This window comes from Helicobacter sp. NHP19-012, assembly GCF_019703325.1.
Taxonomy (GTDB): domain Bacteria; phylum Campylobacterota; class Campylobacteria; order Campylobacterales; family Helicobacteraceae; genus Helicobacter; species Helicobacter gastrofelis.
Window position 1 is genome coordinate 1,450,278 of the sequence record NZ_AP024819.1, and the last position, 19,010, is coordinate 1,469,287.

At 46.8% G+C, this 19,010-nt stretch carries 22 protein-coding genes and 1 tRNA gene; 11 read left to right on the forward strand and 12 right to left on the reverse strand.

Features of this window, described 5'->3' with window-relative positions:
• Positions 1-7: 7 nt before the first annotated feature.
• Entirely contained in the window at positions 8-1,456 is a 1,449-nt protein-coding gene (gene gad / locus K6J74_RS07390) for a glutamate decarboxylase (protein ID WP_221271795.1), read from the reverse strand.
• Between the two features lie 458 nt (positions 1,457-1,914).
• Here gad and K6J74_RS07395 point away from each other — a divergent pair, with 458 nt between their 5' ends.
• Genes K6J74_RS07395 through murG form a run of 3 tightly spaced genes read left to right on the forward strand, consistent with a single transcriptional unit; the run spans position 1,915 to position 4,143 of the window.
• A complete protein-coding gene (locus K6J74_RS07395) occupies positions 1,915-2,616 on the forward strand; it encodes an outer membrane beta-barrel protein (RefSeq protein ID WP_221271797.1) in 702 nt (233 codons plus the stop codon).
• 48 nt (positions 2,617-2,664) lie between these two features.
• A complete protein-coding gene (gene fliW / locus K6J74_RS07400; protein WP_221271800.1) occupies positions 2,665-3,069 on the forward strand; it encodes a flagellar assembly protein FliW in 405 nt (134 codons plus the stop codon).
• Between the two features lie 6 nt (positions 3,070-3,075).
• Positions 3,076-4,143, forward strand: a complete 1,068-nt coding sequence (murG, locus tag K6J74_RS07405) for an undecaprenyldiphospho-muramoylpentapeptide beta-N-acetylglucosaminyltransferase (protein ID WP_221271803.1) — start codon at positions 3,076-3,078, stop codon at positions 4,141-4,143.
• On the opposite strand, the gene K6J74_RS07410 is transcribed toward murG, so the two are convergent.
• Complete coding sequence (locus K6J74_RS07410) at positions 4,140-4,406, reverse strand: competence protein ComB (RefSeq protein WP_221272629.1); 267 nt, start codon at positions 4,404-4,406, stop codon at positions 4,140-4,142. The genes murG and K6J74_RS07410 overlap by 4 nt on opposite strands.
• Positions 4,406-4,669, reverse strand: a complete 264-nt coding sequence (locus K6J74_RS07415) for a TrbC/VirB2 family protein (RefSeq protein ID WP_221271805.1) — start codon at positions 4,667-4,669, stop codon at positions 4,406-4,408. The genes K6J74_RS07410 and K6J74_RS07415 overlap by 1 nt, the downstream gene beginning before the upstream one ends.
• A 269-nt stretch (positions 4,670-4,938) precedes the next feature.
• Here K6J74_RS07415 and K6J74_RS07420 point away from each other — a divergent pair, with 269 nt between their 5' ends.
• The 7 genes from K6J74_RS07420 (at position 4,939) to K6J74_RS08805 (ending at position 10,183) form a co-directional block, all read left to right on the forward strand.
• The gene (locus tag K6J74_RS07420) at positions 4,939-5,742 is read left to right on the forward strand and encodes an HrcA family transcriptional regulator (protein WP_221271809.1); all 804 of its coding nucleotides are present in this window, start codon (positions 4,939-4,941) and stop codon (positions 5,740-5,742) included.
• Positions 5,739-6,293, forward strand: a complete 555-nt coding sequence (gene grpE / locus K6J74_RS07425) for a nucleotide exchange factor GrpE (protein WP_221271811.1) — start codon at positions 5,739-5,741, stop codon at positions 6,291-6,293. The genes K6J74_RS07420 and grpE overlap by 4 nt, the downstream gene beginning before the upstream one ends.
• 25 nt (positions 6,294-6,318) lie before the next feature.
• Complete coding sequence (gene dnaK / locus K6J74_RS07430; RefSeq protein ID WP_221271812.1) at positions 6,319-8,181, forward strand: molecular chaperone DnaK; 1,863 nt, start codon at positions 6,319-6,321, stop codon at positions 8,179-8,181.
• A 393-nt stretch (positions 8,182-8,574) separates the two neighbouring features.
• Positions 8,575-8,832 (forward strand): hypothetical protein, encoded by a 258-nt coding sequence (locus K6J74_RS07435; RefSeq protein WP_221271813.1) that lies wholly within the window; start codon positions 8,575-8,577, stop codon positions 8,830-8,832.
• Between the two features lie 20 nt (positions 8,833-8,852).
• On the forward strand, positions 8,853-8,987 hold the full coding sequence (locus K6J74_RS08800; protein WP_260321591.1) for a hypothetical protein: 135 nt from the start codon (positions 8,853-8,855) through the stop codon (positions 8,985-8,987).
• 135 nt (positions 8,988-9,122) lie between these two features.
• Entirely contained in the window at positions 9,123-9,932 is an 810-nt protein-coding gene (locus tag K6J74_RS07440) for an NYN domain-containing protein (RefSeq protein ID WP_221271814.1), read from the forward strand.
• Between the two features lie 53 nt (positions 9,933-9,985).
• The gene (locus tag K6J74_RS08805) at positions 9,986-10,183 is read left to right on the forward strand and encodes a glycosyltransferase (protein WP_260321592.1); all 198 of its coding nucleotides are present in this window, start codon (positions 9,986-9,988) and stop codon (positions 10,181-10,183) included.
• A gap of 560 nt (positions 10,184-10,743) precedes the next feature.
• Here the strand turns inward: K6J74_RS08805 and K6J74_RS07450 are convergent.
• The 3 genes from K6J74_RS07450 to K6J74_RS07460 all read right to left on the reverse strand — a co-directional run bounded on the left by K6J74_RS07450 (position 10,744) and on the right by K6J74_RS07460 (position 12,604).
• Positions 10,744-11,652 (reverse strand): PDC sensor domain-containing protein, encoded by a 909-nt coding sequence (locus tag K6J74_RS07450; RefSeq protein WP_221271816.1) that lies wholly within the window; start codon positions 11,650-11,652, stop codon positions 10,744-10,746.
• 8 nt (positions 11,653-11,660) lie between these two features.
• Positions 11,661-12,302: a hypothetical protein gene (locus tag K6J74_RS07455; protein WP_221271818.1), complete on the reverse strand. Its 642-nt coding sequence runs from the start codon at positions 12,300-12,302 to the stop codon at positions 11,661-11,663.
• 211 nt (positions 12,303-12,513) lie between these two features.
• Positions 12,514-12,604: transfer RNA gene (locus tag K6J74_RS07460), tRNA-Ser, on the reverse strand.
• Between the two features lie 87 nt (positions 12,605-12,691).
• On the opposite strand from K6J74_RS07460, the gene K6J74_RS07465 reads away from it, so the two are divergent.
• The gene (locus K6J74_RS07465; RefSeq protein ID WP_221271819.1) at positions 12,692-13,405 is read left to right on the forward strand and encodes a 5'-methylthioadenosine/adenosylhomocysteine nucleosidase; all 714 of its coding nucleotides are present in this window, start codon (positions 12,692-12,694) and stop codon (positions 13,403-13,405) included.
• 29 nt (positions 13,406-13,434) lie between these two features.
• Here the strand turns inward: K6J74_RS07465 and K6J74_RS09045 are convergent, their stop codons facing one another.
• The 6 genes from K6J74_RS09045 to hslV form a co-directional block, all read right to left on the reverse strand.
• Positions 13,435-13,725, reverse strand: coding sequence for a glycosyltransferase family 10 fucosyltransferase (locus K6J74_RS09045; RefSeq protein ID WP_221271821.1), 291 nt, complete (start codon positions 13,723-13,725; stop codon positions 13,435-13,437).
• Positions 13,726-13,796: 71 nt separating this feature from the next.
• Entirely contained in the window at positions 13,797-15,209 is a 1,413-nt protein-coding gene (locus tag K6J74_RS07475; protein ID WP_260321593.1) for a 4Fe-4S dicluster domain-containing protein, read from the reverse strand.
• Entirely contained in the window at positions 15,193-16,197 is a 1,005-nt protein-coding gene (locus tag K6J74_RS07480; protein WP_221271823.1) for a L,D-transpeptidase family protein, read from the reverse strand. The genes K6J74_RS07475 and K6J74_RS07480 overlap by 17 nt, the downstream gene beginning before the upstream one ends.
• A gap of 37 nt (positions 16,198-16,234) precedes the next feature.
• Positions 16,235-17,131: a GTPase Era gene (gene era / locus K6J74_RS07485; protein ID WP_221271825.1), complete on the reverse strand. Its 897-nt coding sequence runs from the start codon at positions 17,129-17,131 to the stop codon at positions 16,235-16,237.
• Positions 17,128-18,468, reverse strand: a complete 1,341-nt coding sequence (gene hslU, locus K6J74_RS07490) for an ATP-dependent protease ATPase subunit HslU (RefSeq protein WP_221271827.1) — start codon at positions 18,466-18,468, stop codon at positions 17,128-17,130. The genes era and hslU overlap by 4 nt, the downstream gene beginning before the upstream one ends.
• Positions 18,468-19,010, reverse strand: coding sequence for an ATP-dependent protease subunit HslV (gene hslV / locus K6J74_RS07495; protein ID WP_221271829.1), 543 nt, complete (start codon positions 19,008-19,010; stop codon positions 18,468-18,470). Before hslV ends, hslU begins: the two co-directional genes overlap by 1 nt.

The following is a 19,010-nucleotide window of genomic DNA, read 5'->3' on the forward strand; positions in this document are numbered from 1 at the left end:
AAATTTTTCAATGTGTGTAACCCACTGGGACAACTTTACCCTCTTGTGTTGGGCACTTGGAGCGTACAATGCGCGCCGCATCTAACTCTCTAATGGCTTGTTTGATGTCCTTTAAAAAGAGCGACATTTGCTCCATGCTCTGATCCGCCCTAACGACAATACGCATCACCGACACCTCTTGCAAATTTGCAGGGAGTGTATAGGCAGGGACTTGCCAACCATTGAAGCGCAGATGATCAGCCAGATCGTAAAGATCCCATTGTTTTTCCTCTTTAGCTTTAGCACTCATAGCCCAACAAATAATGGGAATATTTTGCCCCTCATTGATCATGTCAAAAAGTCCCAAGGATTTAATGCCCTTTGCTAAAAACAACCCCACATCACGGGTTTTTGCATGCACGGCTTTATACCCCTCAAAGCCCCAGCGCACAAAGCAATAATATTGTGCCCAGATTTGCGAACCCGATCGGGAAAAATTGATTTGGAAAGTCGGTTCAAAATCCCCTAGATACGCCACTTTAAAGATCAATTCCTCAGGCAAGAACTCTTTATCCCGCCATATCACCCAACCAATCCCCGGATAAATCAAACCGTATTTATGCCCTGAAGTAGAAATAGACACGACATTTTTTAAGCGAAAATCCCAAGCCAAATCAGGGTTGACAAAGGGTAGATAAAGCCCACCTGAAGCCGCATCGACATGGATAGGCACGCTAATTTTTGCGCTTTGGTTGTAGGCACTAAGGTGTTTGTCTAAAGTAACGATGTCGTCAAACATCCCTGTATAGGTGATGCCCATGATGGGCACAATGCCTATGGTGTAATCATCGCAAAGCTCGATGGCCTTTTTTGGATCCAAGGTGAGGTTGTTTCGATCGGTCATGGGGATCTCACGCAATTCAATGTCCCAATAAACGCAAAACTTTTTCCACACTACTTGATAGCCCGAGCCCACAATAAGATTAGGCTTTTTCTTTGCGGTGTCTATGCCTAGCTCTTGAGCACGCTTGCGCCAGCGAAACTTCATAGCCATACCACCTAGCATACAAGCCTCTGAAGAACCCACGGTGGAAGTGCCCATGTAATCCTCTTTAGGGTCGGCGTTCCAAAGATTGGCAATGATATTGACGCACCGCTTTTCTATCTCTGTGGTTTGCGGATATTCGGATTTATCGATGGCATTAGTCGCCATAGAATCGAGCATGATCTTTCTGGCTTCCTCTTCCATGTAGGTTTGCACGAAAGTACAAAGATTGTAGCGGGGGTTACCATCGTGCATCATTTCGTCTGCCACCAATTGATAGGCGATGCGTGGATCCATCATTTTTTGCCCTATCTTGTCACGGGGCAACAAGACATCGCTTTCTAGACTCCCAAAAATAGGTGTGGACGAATTGTCAGCCTTGAAGACAAATTTTTCCTCATCCCTTTCAATGTGGCTTTTTTTGTGTAGCATAAAAACCTCCTCAAAGTTAAGATTGTGTTAACTAAACTAAATGGGCGCTAGTGTTGCCTAACTTGCTTTAAAACATGCTTTGGGTTTGGGGATTATTTTGCATTTTTTAGAAAATTTAACTTCTTAAACCACACACGATTGGATAGTTTTTAGTAGGTAATTGCTAGATTATTGTGTGGATATAGGTGTGTAGCTTTGACATGACTTGTAAATATTCTTACTCTCTCTAATGCACACACTGAAATTCATTAGAGTTTGCAGTATTTCATTACGGGGATGCCATTATCGCCCCCAATTCCTGCAGCACCGCGGATATGGATGCCGTGGACATTAAGGTGCGCATTTAATAAAAGTGGTTATAAGACACTAATTCTAAAAAATAAAGCATGTGGCTTAGAAAGGCTTCAAAATCCAAAGGGATTTGGCTAAACTAAAGACATTTGTTTAGAGGAATGCCCATGCGGCGGTTTCAAGTGTTGCGTCTAGTCTATCTTTGGGGGCTTACACTCTTGCCTTTATGTGCTGAAAATAAGGGTTGGTATTTGAGTTTTGGTCCGCAATTTAGCCTAGTAAGAAGTAATGCACTTGTATCGCAAAACATGGATTTTATTGTGATCAAGGATCAAAGAAGGCTACAAGATAGCATAGCCCCTATGGGTGGGGGCAATGTGCGCTTGGGATTTAAACATTTCTTTGGGCAAAATAAGCAAATCGGACTGCGTTATTATTTTAATTTTGGGGGCAATGGGGGAGCGTGGGTTTCGCAATTTGTCTATGGCTTGGGGGCGGATGTCATGCTGAATTTTATAGAGAGAAAATGGAGAGGGCGGGATTTTACCTTCGGGGGGTTTGTGGGCTTGCTCTTTAGCGTGCAAACTTGGCAAACAGGGGTGGCTTCGGTGTTTCAGGGGGAACTTACGGCGAGTTTAGGTGGAGGTTTTACGCGCAAAGTTTACCCCGTGCAGTTTCAATTACCCTTAAATATTGGCTTGCACTTAAATTTCTCTAAACATCAGGGGTTAGACTTAGGGATCATGATGCCCTTTCTATATTCCCCCCTTGCTCGCTACTCTAAGAACTTTGACCACGATAAAGACAGCGCAACCCTAACCATCCACCGCGATTTTTCGGTGTATCTTAACTACACCTATGCATTTTAGTGGAACAGGTTTTGCTAGGTTGGGATTATATTTTGCCAAAGGAAGTCCATGCGTTACACATTAAAAGCCCCCATTCTCGGGTTTGAGAGAATCATGGAGGTGGAATTAACAAAAATTGATGATCTCTTTAGCCGTGTGAGTAGTGTTGATGGGACCATCAGCATGGTTTTAGCCAACCCCTATAAGCTACGCGAATACAGCTTTAGCATCCCCAAATACATAGAGTTGCTCTTAGAACTCAACGCTAAATCCCATGTAGAAGTGTATTGCGTGGTCGTGGTGCAAAAAAACCTAGAGGACTCGATGGTGAACTTCCTCGCCCCCCTTGTTTTCAACCCCGATAATGGCTACGCCGCCCAAATCGCTCTCTCGATCATGGACTACCCCGACTTTGGCTTTAGAGATACCCTAAAATCCTTCGTGCAAGCTAAAAGCGCTCGTCTAAGCTCTTAAAAGCCCATGTTAGCGATCACTGGGGGAGGCACAGGTGGGCATTTATGCATCGTCCGCTCTTTGGCGCAAGAATTGCAAAATAGGGGGCTAGACTTGCTTTACATTGGCAGCACTTCAGGGCAGGATAAAGCTTGGTTTGAAAACAGCCCTCTTTTCAAACAATGCTTTTTTTTAAACACTACGGGCGTTGTCAACAAGGGGTTTTTTAAAAAAATCCACGCCTTGTATAAGCAACTGCGCTGCACCCAAACCGCTAGAGGTCTTTTAAAAAAACACCACATCAAAGCCTTGATCAGCGTGGGGGGCTTTAGCGCGGGGCCGGGCTCTTTTGCGGGCATTCTCTCCAAAATCCCCCTTTATATCCACGAGCAAAACGCCGTGCAAGGGGCACTAAACAAACTCATCGCCCCCTATGCCAAGTGCATTTTCAGCAGCTTTAAAGGCACAGAGGAGAACCCCAAGCGGATTTACACCCCATACCCCATCCAAAACAGCTTTTTTGAAAGTGCCAGAATCCGCACACAGGTGCAGAGCATTTTATTTTTAGGCGGATCGCAAGGGGCTAGGGCGATCAATGAATTTGCCATTTTATGCGCTAGAAAACTCCTCAAAAGGGGTTTAAAGGTGATCCACCAATGCGGCAAGCTAGACTACGAGCGGGTCGCTAGCGTGTATCAAGGTTTGGGGATTCTAGAGCAAGTCGATCTCTTCGCCTTTGATTTGCAGCTTGTGGAGAAAATGCGCCAAGCGGATATTTGCGTGAGCCGTGCGGGGGCGAGCAGTGTGTGGGAGCTGTGCGCCAACAACTTGCCTACCCTCTTTGTGCCCTACCCCTTCGCCGCCAAAAACCACCAATACTACAACGCCCTAGAGTTCGCCAACGAGGGGCTCGCCCAAATCGTGGAACAGAGCCACCTACACCCCGACCACCTTTTTCACTTCATTGAGTGGCTAGAAACCCCCAAGCAAGGGGGGCTAGAGATCGCCAAAGTGAGCCAGAGCCTACGCCAAAAAGTTTCTAGCGATGGGGCACGCCAAATTGTGGATCGGATTTTAGAACAAATCCAGCCTTAGGCGTAAAAACTTGTCGCCCCCGTGAGCCTAGAGTGGGCGATTAAAATGTCGGCAATGTCCTCATCAAAGAACTCCAACACGCTAAAAAGGGCTAAAAACCCCCCATACAACGCCAAAGCCCACAGTGTGCCCAGCCACGGCCACAGCACAAAAGGCACGAAGATCGACACAATCCACGACTTGGCATTGAGCCATAGAAATTTGTCCTTTGTAGAAATGGCTTGTAAATTTGCTACAGACACGACCAACAAAGGGCACTCCATCAAAACAACCCCATAAACCACGAAGCCAGCGCCGGAGCCTTAAAAAAGAGCATGATTCCTAGCACCACGCCCAAGATTGTAAAGAGAATATCCCGCCAGCGGTCTAAATTACGCCACACATAAAAGGCAATGCCGATAAAAATCAGCATTAAAATGCCCTTGGCCGTGTTGCTTTGCAGTTGCGCCTCAATGGCTTTAAAAAAATTATCCCCCCCATCGGCTTGTAAAAAATCCAAAGCTAAAAAGATCCACAACCACCGCAAGAAAACCCCCTTTGCTAGAGAAATGCCGAGATTTTAGCCCACTTTTTTTAACACGCCCTAAACCGCCCAAAAATCCACCCACAGGCTCTAACACTTGCCACTCATAGCAAATATTTTTAACAAAATGACTTAGTTAAGTTGATACAACTTATATAAACTTTGGCGTTTAAATGCCCTAAAATGGGGGATTTTTTAGCATTATTGTAAAAATATTGCTAATTTTTGCAAAATTTATGCTATACTCCTTGAAAATTTGCGAAAGGAAATACATGGGCGTGAAAAAAGAGTGGCTCTTAGATGCCTTTATCAAAACCTATCTTTACAACCATGCGCCCGTGGGTTCTGAAAGCTTGCGTTTAGCCTTGCAAGCCCAAGCCGTGCAAATCTCCTCTGCGACCATCCGCAACTACTTTAAACGGCTCACCAGCGAGGGGGCGATTTGCCAAAGCCACTCCAGCAGTGGGCGTGTCCCCACGACCCAAGCCCTAAAAGACTATTGGCGTTCTAAACTCACCCTAAGCACCCCCCTAGAAGTGGATTTAGACAAATTACAAAGGGCGAGCGAAAGCTATAGGATTTTTAGCATGGTGGAGCGTTACCAAAAGGCGACCTTGCAGGCGGTGCATAACCACGCTGGGCAGTTTTTGATTTTAGACTTTGGCAACAGCACGCCCGCCCTGCTCGCTTACAACAAAAAACTAGAGGGCTTTATTAAGGATTTGATCGGGCTAGAGTGCAAGGCGATCCAAGAACTTGCCTTATCCGTGTGTGCCACAAGCCTAGCCAAAAAGATCGACCAACTCTATCAAGAAAAACTTTACTTTGGGCTGTGTGTGCTTGGGCAACTCGCCCAAAGCAGGGGGGCGCAAGGGCTTTTTAGGCAAATCTTAGAGGGGAGTTTGCTAAGGGGGCTAAAGCAGGGGCTACACTTTGAAAAGGTCTTGCCCTTGGGGTTTTTGGGTGTGTTTTGCCCCATTAAGCTCAAGGGCGAGCAAACCCGTATGCTCTGTGTGGGAGGGCTAGAGCAGGATTTTGAGGGCTTTTATGGGGCGATTAGGGGGTTATCACTATGAAAGAGGAGAAAATGACAGACACAGCATTAGAAGTGGAAAAATTAAGAGAGCAAGAAGCGGTGGGCGAAACTGAGGCAAACGAGGCAGGCGAAGCGCAAGCCCAGAAAGAGCCACCAATCGACTACCAAGCGAAGTTTAAAGAGGCACAGGATTTATACCTACGCACCCACGCCGACTTTGAAAACGCCAAAAAAAGGCTAGAAAAAGACAAGGCGATGGCACTAGAATACGCCTATGAAAAGATCGCCAACGATTTACTGCCCGTGATCGACACCCTGCACGCCGCCTTGAGTAGTGCTAAGCAAGAGGGCAGCGAGGGCGTGGCTCAAGGCTTGGAGCTCACCTTGCAAAAAATGCACGAGGTGCTCGCAAAGCATGGCATTGAATGCGTAGAGTGTGGGCTGGAGTTTGACCCCAACTTGCATAATGCAATCATGCAAGTGCAAGCAGAGGGGCAAGAGGAGGGGCAGATCGTAGAGGTCTTTCAAAAGGGCTACAAGTATAAAGAACGCTTGTTACGCCCCGCAATGGTGAGCATTGCAAAAAACTAATTAATCTCAACACAAAGGATACAAAATGGCAAAAGTGATCGGAATCGACTTAGGCACCACCAACTCCGCAATGGCGGTTTATGAGGGCAATGAGGCAAAAATCATTGCGAATAAAGAGGGCAAAAACACCACGCCTTCTATCGTGGCTTTCACCGACAAGGGCGAAATTTTAGTGGGCGAGAGCGCCAAACGCCAAGCGGTTACTAACCCCGAAAAAACCATTTATTCTATCAAAAGAATTATGGGGTTGATGAGCAATGAGGACAAAGCCCAAGAGGCAAAAAAACGCCTGCCTTATAAAATCGTGGATCGCAATGGGGCTTGTGCCGTAGAAATTGCGGGCAAAATCTACACCCCCCAAGAAATCTCGGCTAAAATCCTCATGAAACTCAAAGAGGATGCAGAAAGTTACTTAGGCGAACCAGTGAATGAGGCGGTGATCACCGTGCCCGCTTACTTCAACGACAGCCAAAGAAAGGCGACTAAAGAGGCGGGCACCATCGCCGGGCTAAATGTCCTAAGAATCATCAACGAGCCCACTTCAGCAGCCCTAGCTTATGGCTTAGACAAAAAAGAGTCTGAAAAAATCATGGTTTATGACCTTGGCGGGGGGACCTTCGATGTTACCGTGCTTGAAACGGGCGATAATGTCGTGGAAGTGCTTGCCACCGGCGGGGATGCCTTCTTAGGGGGCGATGACTTTGACAACCGCATCATCGACTTCATCGCTAAAGAATTTGAAGCGGAAAATGGCATTGACATTAAAAAGGACATCATGGCTTTGCAGCGCCTAAAAGAAGCGAGCGAAAACGCCAAAAAGGAATTGAGCTCCGCTCAAGAAACTGAGATCAATTTGCCCTTCATCACCGCCGATGCCAGCGGGCCTAAACACTTGGTGAAAAAGCTCACCCGGGCGAAGTTTGAAAGCTTGATCGACGATCTGATCGAGGACACCATTAAGAAAATCGACAGTGTGATTCAAGATGCGGGGCTTAGCCGGGGCGACATTGCCGAAGTGGTGATGGTGGGCGGATCGACTCGTATCCCCAAAGTGCAAGAGAGGGTGAAAAACTTTATCAATAAAGACTTGAATAAGTCTGTCAATCCCGATGAAGTCGTGGCTGTGGGGGCGAGTATCCAAGCCGGTGTGCTTAAGGGCGATGTGAAAGATGTCTTGCTCTTAGATGTGATCCCTTTAAGTCTAGGCATTGAAACTTTGGGCGGTGTGATGACAAAAGTCATTGAAAAGGGCACGACCATCCCCGCTAAAAAAGCCCAAGTCTTCTCCACCGCTGAGGACAACCAACCCGCCGTGTCCATCTTAGTCTTGCAGGGTGAAAGGGAATTTGCTAAGGACAACAAATCCCTAGGCAAGTTTGACTTAACCGGCATTGCCCCAGCCCCTAGAGGCGTGCCCCAAATTGAGGTTACCTTTGACATTGACGCAAACGGGATTTTAACCGTGTCCGCCAAAGACAAAAACACCGGCAAATCCCAAGAGATCAAAATCACCGGTTCTAGTGGCCTTAGCGACAGCGAGATCGATAAAATGGTCAAAGACGCAGAACTACACAAAGAAGAAGATGCTCGCCGTAAAGCGGTGGTGGAAGCCAAAAACCAAGCCGAAAGCCTAGCGCACCAAACCAAGAAAAACCTTGAGGAGCACAAGGCAAACTTAGAGCCTGGCGAAGTGGAAAAAATCCAAAAAGCCCTAAGCGATTTGGAAAGTACGCTGAAAAACGAAAACGCCAGCAAGGAAGAAGTGGAGGCAAAAATGAAAGCCTTGGCCGAATCTTCGCAAAAGCTCACAGAGGCGATGATGCAAAAAGAGCAAAACCCCCAAGCGGCTAAAAAAGATGAGGATGTGATAGACGCTGAGGTGGAATAAACACTAGCAGCACTCCTCATAAGGGGCACTCCCTTAGCCTTGAAGTAGGATGGTACCGCTCCTCTTGAGGCGTTACAAGCCAAAAGCAAGGAGTTAAAGAGGAGTTAAGGGGGCGAAATGAGCATAACCAAAGGGATTGGCGCAAAAAAATAAAGAGAATTTAGAGATACCCAAGACATCTACATTACAAAGAGTCTCAAAGTGGGTTTAAAAGGGCTGTTTTTAAACGGATCCCAACCGCCCTTGTGTGTGAGGTGTGGCATGCCAAACTTTTAGAGACCTTACACTTTATGGGGGTAATCAAAACCACGCACGGGGTGGGGATCATCCACCCCCCTCAAAAGAAAACCCCGCTCCTACGCTTAAAAATTTATCTGTATTGCTAGGCTAATGGTGGTGAAAAATTTAGAGTTTTTGTTTAGAATCTTTAAAGGGTTGCCCCATTTGGGCTTAAGCCTTGTAGGCACGAGGGAATTAGAGGCTAAACCCAAAGACATGGTAAGTTTTAATGTGTCTTTTTTGGGAGTGGTGGCAAATAGCCAAATGGCTACCCTGCTGTGCACCCACGATACGCTGATCTTGCCAAGCGTTGCCAAGCCTTGGGGCTTGGCGGTGGAGCAAGTCTTAGCGGTGGTTTGCCGGTTTTGGTGAGCCATGCGTGTGGGGGATAAGTGTTTGTAGAAAATGGAGTTAATGGTTTTGTGTTTGATTTTAAAGATGAGGGAGCTTTAAGGGGGCTTTTAGAGGGTTTAGGAGAGCATTACCCCACGCTTTTAAAGGGGGCAGCCGTGGGACTTGTCCGCTAAAGATTCAAGCAAGTGGAGGCGTATTTTAATGGTCTCTAATCTTAGATTAGGAGGTTACAATGATATGTTGATGAAATGATTAAGGGTAGAGTTTTAGAGTTTAGGTCTATATTTTTGAATATCTTAGGAGAAACCATGCCTCTTACAGAACAAACAAAATTGATTATGTTCGTGGATTGGGAATGTTTACGGGGGGATTTTGAGTATTTGCAAAAGTTTTGCCCTGATTTTAAGCCCCCCCATTTCAACTACAACAACATGCACCAGCTCATGGCGTTTTTTAAAGTCTTTATCAAGCCCGATGAGGTGCTTTACCGCATGTATATCTATGTGTCCGAGCCTTTTGTGGAGGCAGCCGCTAGGGCACGAGATGAGCTAAAGACGCAGATTGAGGACTACAAGCGCGATTACCCCAAAGACTACGAGGGCAAGATAAGAAGGTCTAACAATGTGCAAGAGTTTAACCGCAATTTGACCCTTTGGACGGACATGCCAAAAGAGGTGCGGGTGGGGAAGGCAAAGATTTTATTCGAGTATGTGCCCTGCATTGAAGAGGTGGATCGGGTAAAAATGGAAAGTACCCGTAAGCAAATGTTTGTGCGCCAAAAGCAAGTGGATTTGCTCTTAGGGTTGGACATGGCGCATTTGGTGGATAATTTTTGCCAAACTAACCAGCATGGGCATATTTTGCTCTTTAGTCGCGATAGCGACTTTGTGCCCGCTTTGGAGTTTGCCAGAGATCAGCATGTCTTTAAGGTGTTTATCGGGCGCATGGAGAAGTTCCCTCCCTTCCCCGATGAGCTCAAGGGGGCGTGCGATGGCGTGCGGATGTTAAGCGTGGCTCGGGTGCTAGAGAGCATTCCACAGCCAAAACCCCGAGCTCACAAGCCCTACACCCCCCTAAATAACCCCTTTGATGGGCTAAAAGGTGAGACGCATTTCTAGCATTTCTCTCATCACTCCCGTGCTAAACGGGGGCAAGACGATGAAAAGAGCGTGTGATCTGTCGCCATGCAAAGTACGCCCTCCCCGTGGAGCATTTGATCCTCGATGGGGGTAGCACGGACAACATGCTTGAGATTTTAAAAGCTCACTCTCATTTGCAAGTCTTTAACTCTAAGGACAAAGGACTTTATGGTGCAATGAATAAGAGCATTTTTTTAGTAAATGGGGAGATTGTGGGGATACTCAAATAGCGATGATTTAGCTGATTCTAGTGTGCTGGCACAAGTGTGTGGGGTGTTTAAAACGCACCTATGGGCGGATATGGTCTATGCTGATTTGGCATATGTTAAGTGGACTAAAATTGTGTACCACTATGTGGGTGGATATTTTAGCAAGAAAGGGTTTTACGGCAGGGTCTCGGCGCACTCAACCCTTTTTGTGCGTAGAAAAGTTTACACCCGCTTTGGGGACCATAAATAGATTATAAAATCGCCGCCGATGATGCGTTTTCGTTGCATGCGCTATATACGGCTAGCGGGCTTAAGAGAGGAATCTATACTGAAAGTGGGGGGAAATGGGCATGAAAAGCAGCACTCGGGGATTAAAGAGTTTGTGCTCACAAACAAAGAAAATCTAAGAGCACGTAAAGAAAAGGCATAAAAGCAAGCACGGCAACCATGCTCTTAAGGTATCTGTATAAAATCTTAGAGTTTGTCTTGTGCGTGCAAGGTCTAGGTGTTAAGTACCATAAATCGAAAAACTTTAGGGTAGGGGACACTCCTTTTAAAAGGGTGTGCGCCACAAGGTAAAATTAATCTTTGCTATTAGACTCGTTAGCTGCCCCGTAGGCGAATTTGACATAAATGGCTAGGCCAATGAGAAGTGCCGATACCCCTGCTGCCAAATACACGGCATAGATGATCTTATTCGGTGCGCTGATGCTAAATTTAAAGACCAGCATCAACGCTTCAATGGCTAGGGCGATGATGATCGAACCTAAAAAGCGGATCATCGTGCGGTGTATGGCGCGGTGGCTATCCCCGCTATTTTTACCTAAAACTTCTTCTTCAAAAATCGCCTTGACTAGATCGACCGTGGCTAAAGCTAAGGTCAATAAAACAATCGGGTGGAAAACTTCCTTCACATCAAAGCTACTAAAGTGTATTAAAGCGTGGTAAAGGCTCGATAGACTCTTAACGAATAAGAGCAAAGACACAAGGGCTAAAGTGATGGAAATGCTAAAATACATCACCACGCTACCCTCAGCAAAGGCGCTGTAATGTTTAGAAGAGGAGCTTAAAGCCACGGCGACCCTTAAGGGGATGTGCATACACACCACATAAAACAACTCGTCCTTGTCGTTGTAAATGGGGTAGGCAGCTGTTACAACTAGCCCCCGATTGCTACGGGTGGGGTAGGGGTTTGTGAGGATACAACGCCGTTCAGCCACCGCCTCATAGAAATACCCCCGCTCTAAAGAGTTTTGGGCAAAAGAGCTCTTGACATTACCCTCTCCATCGATCAAGTTGCCATTGACATCTAGGATAAAAATATCCTCCTTAATGCGGACTTCTTGCTTAATACGCTCCATCGCTAGTTGTATGTATGTTAAGGTCGGCTCTTTAAGATAGTTCTTAATATTTTGGGTCAACAAATAGGACACATAGGCATAAAGCTCACTCTTGATCTTGGTGTATTCGGTCACATCTTTAGACAACATGCGCACTCCTATTGGTTTAGTATGAAGGTTTGCCCCCCTCTTAAATCATTTTGCAAGGCTTGCATGCTTTTTGTAAATAGTTTGTTTAAGGCTAAGTTTAGGGCATGGTTGTAGTTGGCATTAGGTCCGCTGCGCTCATTAGGGTCGCTATCTAGTGGGTTGGCGCGTAAAATGGGCTGCTCAATCCGCACGCTAATATGGCTTAAACACTTAGTGGAGTTTTCAGCACACAGGCGCAAACTGATTTCACTCCTAGCATCTAGCATTTGCAACACTTGCGCAGGGTCTAAAGAGTTGTTGTGCCCCCTTTTAAGTATTTTGGCAATGTCTTTTAAATCTTTTGGAGTATTTTTAAAAGCTAGACTGATTTTAGCTTGCAAATGGGTATTGTAACCCTGCGGATTTAAGGGGTAACCTAGATGTTTAAGCAACCCAATTGTGGCTCTTTGTAGGGCTTTTGTGAATTGGTGGCGATCATACTCGGGGACGAACTCGGCGTTAAAGACCACCTTAGGTGAGTTTAAGAATAGTGGGTCTAGAGCGAGGTTAATTTTAGATGGGTTTAAAGGATAGCTTAAATTCAGGCTAAAAGGCGAAAACACACTATTACACCCCCAAAACAGCCCGATCAAAAACACCCAAAAGCGCATAAAAACCCCTTTAAAAAATACGGACATTATAGCCTAAGAAGGGTTAACTTAGTGTATCTGTTTTAACTGAGATCAACGCAGGACTGGGCGGTTGAATTTTGGTCATGTTGGTTTGACAGAGAACTGCAAACCAGGTGAGCACGCTACTCCCACAATAGATAACAATAGCACAGACGACCATTTGAGGATTTAAAATGGGAAAAATCAAAAGTGGCGGACAGGGAGGGATTCGAACCCTCGGTAACCTTGCGGCTACGCATCCTTAGCAGGGATGTGGTTTCAGCCAACTCACCCACCTGTCCACAAGCACAAAACTAGATTTTAATTAAAGATAACTGAAGGACAGCTTAGTATGCTAAAATAAACGGATTTTAAACAAAGGATCTAACATGCCCACTTTTCAAACCATCGGGGTGATGGGCGCAATGGCCGAAGAAATCGCCCCCATTTTAGCCAAATTCTCCCAACACACGCAAGAAACCCTAGGCAACAACACCTACTACGGTCTAAAACTCCAAGATTTAAACATCGTGCTCGCCTACAGCAAAATAGGTAAGGTGCATGCCGCCACCACTGCCACCACGCTGGTTTTGCACCACCGCGTGCAAGCCATTATCTTTAGCGGTGTTGCTGGCGGATTAGCTCCAAATCTAGCCATTAATGACTTGCTTTTAGCAACCAAACTTTGTCAAGCTGACATTGACCTAACTCCCTTCAACCACCCCTTAGGCTTTATCCCTGAAAGTAGCGTGTTTGTGGAGAGCGACCCACAATTAAACGCCCTAGCTAAAAGCGTGGCGCAAAAATTAAATCTCTCTTTGAAAGAGGGGATCATTGCCACTTGCGATCAATTTGTGAGCGACCCCAAACGCAAACAATCCTTTGCCCAACACTTCGGGGCGAGTGCCGTAGAAATGGAGGGGGCGAGTTTGGGCTTTGTGTGCCGCGACTTCAACATCCCCTTTTGCGTGTTAAGGAGTGTGAGCGACACGGCCGATGGCGCAGCCCCTGTGGACTTTGACGCATTCTTGCACCAAAGCGCCCAGATCAGCGCAGACTTTGTCTACGCTATGTTGCAGGAATTAGCCATAAACAAAAGTTAAGGTCGTTGAGGAGGTGTTTAAACACCCACTTAGTTTTGTTTAAGAGTTTTTAAAAGCCATAGCAAGGCGTTCTCTACCAAAGCACATGTAGACAAATACCTTTCTTTTAGATTGTAGATTGGATTAACTAGATTATTTTGTTTATGATAAAGTTGAGGGCACTCTAGGGCGTAATGGGGAATGTGTGGACGAAGTAGGTGTCTATATTTTTTTTCAGTGGTGTAGCCTAGAGCTAAAAAGTTTTCAAAGCACAAGTTAAACTTATACCCACTGATAAACTCGTGCTTGTTTAGCACCAAATGTCCAATCGTGTTAAACACCCTACCCCGCTCCCGCCACAGGTGGCTCGACTCAATGAACGCGTCTAAAAGCGTGGTAAATATTAACGACCTTAGCGCAAAATGGCGGAAATGTCCACGATGTCCTCAAGCATGACCTTCACCTTGCAATCGGCACACACATACAAGCTAGCGATGCGGCGTTGATCGCCCTGAAAACGCGGCTCCATAAACTTAGCGATTTTCAACACGCTTTTACTTGTCCCCATCGCCTTACCACACATGCGGCAAGAAAATAAAGTGTCTTCAGCCATCAGCTGAGGGGTAAAGTAGCTAGGATTTAAAGCAATGCCATCCCTTTCTAACTCAAGGCACTTCTCAGGGCAGGTGGGCACGCAATACCCGCAAGTGGTGCATAAGGACGGGTTAAAAAGCAGGCGGTAGTTGTTGCCATCGATGCTTAGGGCGTTGGTGTTGCACGCCCCTACGCACGCTAAACAAAGCGTGCAGCTCTCAAAAATTTTAATGTGCCCATAGCGGATAAACGCCCCACAGCCCACCTGCCCAAAATCCCCCTCACCCACCATGTGCGCGAGGCGTTTGGCGAACAGATCGCGCTTGGTGTGTGTGGGGGTTATGGGGGGGCTAAAATGGGTGTGCTCTAAAATCTGCGCCTGCTCTAGGCAAGCTTTAAGCTCCTCTGGGCTAAAGGCACACAAGATCGCCGGTTGTTGGTAGATTTTTTCATAAATGCCATTGAGCAGTGCGATGCTTTCAAGAGTGCCCACACCTAGCTCTTTGGCGTAGAGTACCACTTGCGCCCCGCTCTCTTGCAAGAGTGTAAGCAAATAGGTTTGTTCTAAGATGTTGGCGTTCAGGCTTAAGGGCAACACCTCTTTTTTAAGCGGGGTAGTGGGCAATTCTATATTTTTGTCTAAAATGAGAGGGATATAGCCTTGATAGAGTTTGGCGATGGCTTGCATGCACTCTAGGCTCAAGGCGTTGTAGTGTAAACTTCCGCTCGGGCACACGGCGATGCACTTGCCGCAATCGATGCAATCTTGGGGTTTGATCTCTAAATGGCGGTTGTCCGCACACTCTACTCCCTTTTCTTGAGCAATCTCAGGGTCTAATTTGGTGATGGCAAGCGTGGGGCAAACCTCCGTGCATTTGCCACAACACTCCACCCGTCGTTGGTGGTATTGACAAATATTGGAGTTGTAGCTAAATACCTCTAAAGGGGTTTCTTGGGTGGAGGTGGGGGCAAAGTCAAATTGTAGACCATGCACCTCGTAGAGTAGCGATAGGCTGGCGGCTAATTCTAGGGGGCTTTGGGTGCTGTTTTCAATGAGAAAATTAATTTCAGGTGCGACCCTCTTGGCTCCCTTCAAAGGCACATTGCTCACCACGCAATCAGCTGGCGCTGGGGTGTCTTGCACCACGATGTGCTCGTGGGGGGCGACTAGTGGGTGCTTGGGGTCTTTGACATAGACAAATTCCAGCAAGGGGCTATTTTTCCACCACAATTTGCATTTTTTGCCCCTTCAAGCGCACATAGAGTTCTTTTAGCCCATGTGATTTGTAAGTGGGCTTTTTGTGTTTATAGGCTTCGTAGTCTTGGTTAAAGGCGATGCGGAAAAGTTTATCTCCCCCGCTGGTGGGGTAAGGGGTGACATTCACACCCGAAATGCGGATGATTTTACCCTCGTTTTTGGCGAAGATTTTGGTTTTGAATTTCTCAAACTTTTTAATGTCCATGCCACTCACATGTCTAAAGTCGGGGGCGTAAAACTCCAAATAGGACACTAAATTACTCTTAGCCCACGCTGAACGCCACGCATAAAGACTACTTAAAAGTATGGCTAGCTCCGCCTTGCTCGCTTGGGGCAGGTTGTTTTCGTAGACGATCAAAATGGACTTCTTGCCCTGAATGATCTTGTCGTAGGTTTTGAGGGCGTTGTTGTTGATGGCGATGCAACCCTTGGTGTTGTTGTCCCGTTTGCCATCTAAGGGCATGCCATGGATCCAAATGCCGTGCCCGGTGCGTTTTAAAACCACATCTAGGGGGTTGGGGTAGTTGGTAACAAGGGCTAGGGGTCCATAAAAAGTGCTGGGGGGGGCGATCTGTTTGATGATTTGATAAACCCCTATGGGGGTCGCCTTATCCCCCTCGCTCACCTTCACCCCGATTTTAGAACCCACAAGGGCTTTTGTGGCGTCTACCCTAGTGATTTTCTCCCCACCCATTTGGTAGAGCTCTAATTTGGGGTTGGCCTTGTTGATCAAAAACAAATAGTTTAAATCTTCATAGTAGCCATAGGTGGTGTCCTTGGTCTCTAGCAAATCCTCCCAAAACGCCCTTTGGCTCAAATAGGATTGCAAAAGCTTTTCAATGGACTCGATGCCCTTTTCGTGGTAAGCCTTGACAAAGCCCATTAAAGTGTCCGCCTGCGCCCCCACCGCTAAAGCCACCGCCACAAAAATAGAGCGCAAAAACGCTTTTTGCAAAAACATGCTAACCCCTAAAATAGAAAATGACAATAAGAGTTCCCTATTCTACCACATAGCCCATTTTTTTGAGCTGATCCTGCATAGAAGTCCAGTTTTTCTGCACCACGACCTCCAAGCGCAAAAACACTTTTTTTTGGATAAAGCCCTCGATGTTACGGCGTGCCTCCTGCCCGATTTTTTTCACCACCGCCCCGCCCTTGCCGATCACCATTTTTTGCTGGCTCTCTTTAGCCACGATGATCTGGGCTTGGATTTTCTCGATATGTTCTTGCTCTTGCACGGCTTTTACCAAAACCGCACTCTCATAGGGGATTTCATCGCTTAAGAACTTAAAAATCTGCTCTCTAATGATCTCGGCGTAAATCTCACGCATTTGGATGTCGCCGAGCATGTCCGGGTCGTAGTAAAAGGGGGCGTTAGGTAAAAGTTTTACCACTTCATCTAGTAGGGCGTTTAAATTGCGCCCCTTTTGTGCGCTGATGGGGATCAACGCCTTAAAGTGCTGGCTATAGGGCGTGTAGTCTTTGAGCTTGGCTAAAACTTGAGCGTTTGTGGCGGTGTCTATTTTGTTTAGGGCTAATAAATGGGGCTTGCTTGCACTCCTCCATTTTAAAAACTCCTCATAGGCTTTTAAAGAGTCGTGTATCCCCGCCACAAACACCGCCAAATCGCAAGCCTCAAAGGCACTATGGCTCTGCGCCACCATTGCCCTATTTAAAAGTTTCTCTTGGGTGCATAGCCCGGGGGTGTCTAAAAACACCATTTGGCACTCCGCACCGGTTTTATCAGTGTAAGGGATGATGGCTTTTAGGATTTTACGCGTGGCGTTCGCCTTGTGCGAAGTGAGGGCTAAACGCGCCCCCAAAAGGGCGTTGATTAAAGTGCTTTTGCCGGCGTTTGGTTGCCCGATTAAGGCAATAAATCCCGCCTTTGTCATAGGATAAAGCGGGCTAAATCCACATCCTCCACAAGGTCTTTAAGCTTGTCGCTCACTTGCTCTTTGGACACCACGACTTGTTGCCCGCTGTAGCTTGTGGCGTTAAAACTAATGTCCTCAAGCACCTTTTCTAAAGTCGTGTGTAGTCGGCGTGCCCCAATGTCCTCTGTCTTTTGGTTAGCTAAATACGAAAGGCGGGCTAATTCCCTTAGCGCCTCTGGCTCAAAGACCAAATCCACACCCTCCACCTGCAACAAGGCTTGGTATTGCTTGATGATCGAGCTTTTTGTCCGGGTTAAAATCTCGTGCATGATCTCCTCGCTCAAGCTCTCTAGTTCCACCCTTAGGGGGAAGCGTCCTTGCAACTCGGGGATCAAGTCGCTAGGCTTACTCAAATGAAACGCCCCGGCGGCAATGAATAAAATATGATCGGTGCTAAGTGCCCCATACTTCGTCTGTATCGTGCTGCCCTCCACAATGGGGAGCAAATCTCGTTGCACGCCCTCTTTGCTGGGGTCTTGCCGCCCGCCCTCTTTGCTGCTCACGGCGATTTTATCAATCTCATCAATGAAAATCACCCCACACTGCCTTGCCCTCTCTAGCCCCTCTCTTTGCACTTTCTCCATGTCTAAAATGGCTTGGGACACATCGTGGCGCAGGGCATCTTTAGCCTCTTTGATCGTCATCTCTTTAGTAACTTTCTCTGTGCCCTTGCTTAAAATCTTTGTCAAGCTCTCTTGTACTTTAATGATCTCAGGGGGGACATTAAAATCCCCCTCTAAGCTGCGTTTGTCTAGCTCAATTTCGATCTTTTGGTTGTCTAGGGCAGTGCCCCGCACCTTTTCTTTAGTTTTTTCAAAGTTTAGGGCGTACTCCTCTTTTTTGGTGTCGCTCACGCTGCTAGGCAAGGGGGGCAAGAGTTTTTTAGCGATGCGCTCGATCACCAAATCCTCGATCTTGCTTTGGTTCTTTTGCTTCTCTTCGGTTTCGACCAAATGCACGCTTGCAGCGACCAAGTCGCGCACCATCGACTCCACATCCCGCCCCACAAAGCCCACTTCGGTGTATTTGCTCGCCTCCACTTTGACAAAGGGCAACCCCATCATCTTAGCCATACGCCGCGCGATCTCGGTTTTACCCACGCCCGTAGAGCCGATCATCAAAATGTTTTTAGGCGTAACCTCCTCTTGGATTTCTTTGGGCAGTTGCAACCGCCGCCAGCGGTTACGCAAAGCAATGGCGATCATCTTTTTAGCGTCTTGCTGCTGGATAATGTAGCCATCCAAATACTCCACAATCTCTTGTGGGGTTAAGTTTAACTTCTGTGGGTCTTGCATTAAAGCTCCAAGATTTTAATGTTTTGGTTCGTGTAAATGCAAAGATTGCCCGCAATTTTTAGCGACTCTTCAACTAAGGCTCTAGGCTCTAGGGTGGCGAATTTATCTAAAGCCCTAGCGGCACTTAAAGCATAGTTGCCCCCACTGCCAATCGCTGCGATCTTGCCATCTTCAGGCTCAACCACATCGCCCGTGCCGCTTAAGATAAAAATAGATTGCTTGTTTAGCACAATCATCATCGCCTCCAAGCGGCGTAAAAACTTGTCCTTACGCCACTCTTTGCTAAAATCTACGACACTTTTAAACAAATCCCCTTTTTTGCCCTCCAAAATCCGCTCAAACATGTCAAACAAACTAAACGCATCGGCGGTGCTGCCCGCAAACCCGCTTAAGATTTGCCCGTGGTGCAGGGTGCGTATTTTCGTGGCGTTGCCCTTTAAGACGCAATTATTGAAACTCACTTGCCCGTCTCCGCCGATAATGGCGTAATCCTTGTCCTCAAAATGCGTTTTATAGCCTAAAATGGTGGTGGCGTGAAACAT

Excerpts from the sequence above, each read along its gene's own strand:
- K6J74_RS07450 (WP_221271816.1), bottom strand. The coding sequence starts at position 11,652 with ATGTTGTCTAAAGATGTGACCGAATACACCAAGATCAAGAGTGAGCTT.
- K6J74_RS07455 (WP_221271818.1), bottom strand. The coding sequence starts at position 12,302 with ATGCGCTTTTGGGTGTTTTTGATCGGGCTGTTTTGGGGGTGTAATAGT.
- K6J74_RS07420 (WP_221271809.1), top strand. The coding sequence starts at position 4,939 with ATGGGCGTGAAAAAAGAGTGGCTCTTAGATGCCTTTATCAAAACCTAT.
- hslU (WP_221271827.1), bottom strand. The coding sequence starts at position 18,468 with ATGCAAGACCCACAGAAGTTAAACTTAACCCCACAAGAGATTGTGGAG.
- fliW (WP_221271800.1), top strand. The coding sequence starts at position 2,665 with ATGCGTTACACATTAAAAGCCCCCATTCTCGGGTTTGAGAGAATCATG.
- hslV (WP_221271829.1), bottom strand. The coding sequence starts at position 19,010 with ATGTTTCACGCCACCACCATTTTAGGCTATAAAACGCATTTTGAGGAC.
- K6J74_RS07410 (WP_221272629.1), bottom strand. The coding sequence starts at position 4,406 with ATGGAGTGCCCTTTGTTGGTCGTGTCTGTAGCAAATTTACAAGCCATT.
- murG (WP_221271803.1), top strand. The coding sequence starts at position 3,076 with ATGTTAGCGATCACTGGGGGAGGCACAGGTGGGCATTTATGCATCGTC.
- K6J74_RS07440 (WP_221271814.1), top strand. The coding sequence starts at position 9,123 with ATGCCTCTTACAGAACAAACAAAATTGATTATGTTCGTGGATTGGGAA.
- K6J74_RS07395 (WP_221271797.1), top strand. The coding sequence starts at position 1,915 with ATGCGGCGGTTTCAAGTGTTGCGTCTAGTCTATCTTTGGGGGCTTACA.
- era (WP_221271825.1), bottom strand. The coding sequence starts at position 17,131 with ATGACAAAGGCGGGATTTATTGCCTTAATCGGGCAACCAAACGCCGGC.
- gad (WP_221271795.1), bottom strand. The coding sequence starts at position 1,456 with ATGCTACACAAAAAAAGCCACATTGAAAGGGATGAGGAAAAATTTGTC.
- K6J74_RS07465 (WP_221271819.1), top strand. The coding sequence starts at position 12,692 with ATGCCCACTTTTCAAACCATCGGGGTGATGGGCGCAATGGCCGAAGAA.
- grpE (WP_221271811.1), top strand. The coding sequence starts at position 5,739 with ATGAAAGAGGAGAAAATGACAGACACAGCATTAGAAGTGGAAAAATTA.
- dnaK (WP_221271812.1), top strand. The coding sequence starts at position 6,319 with ATGGCAAAAGTGATCGGAATCGACTTAGGCACCACCAACTCCGCAATG.
- K6J74_RS07480 (WP_221271823.1), bottom strand. The coding sequence starts at position 16,197 with ATGTTTTTGCAAAAAGCGTTTTTGCGCTCTATTTTTGTGGCGGTGGCT.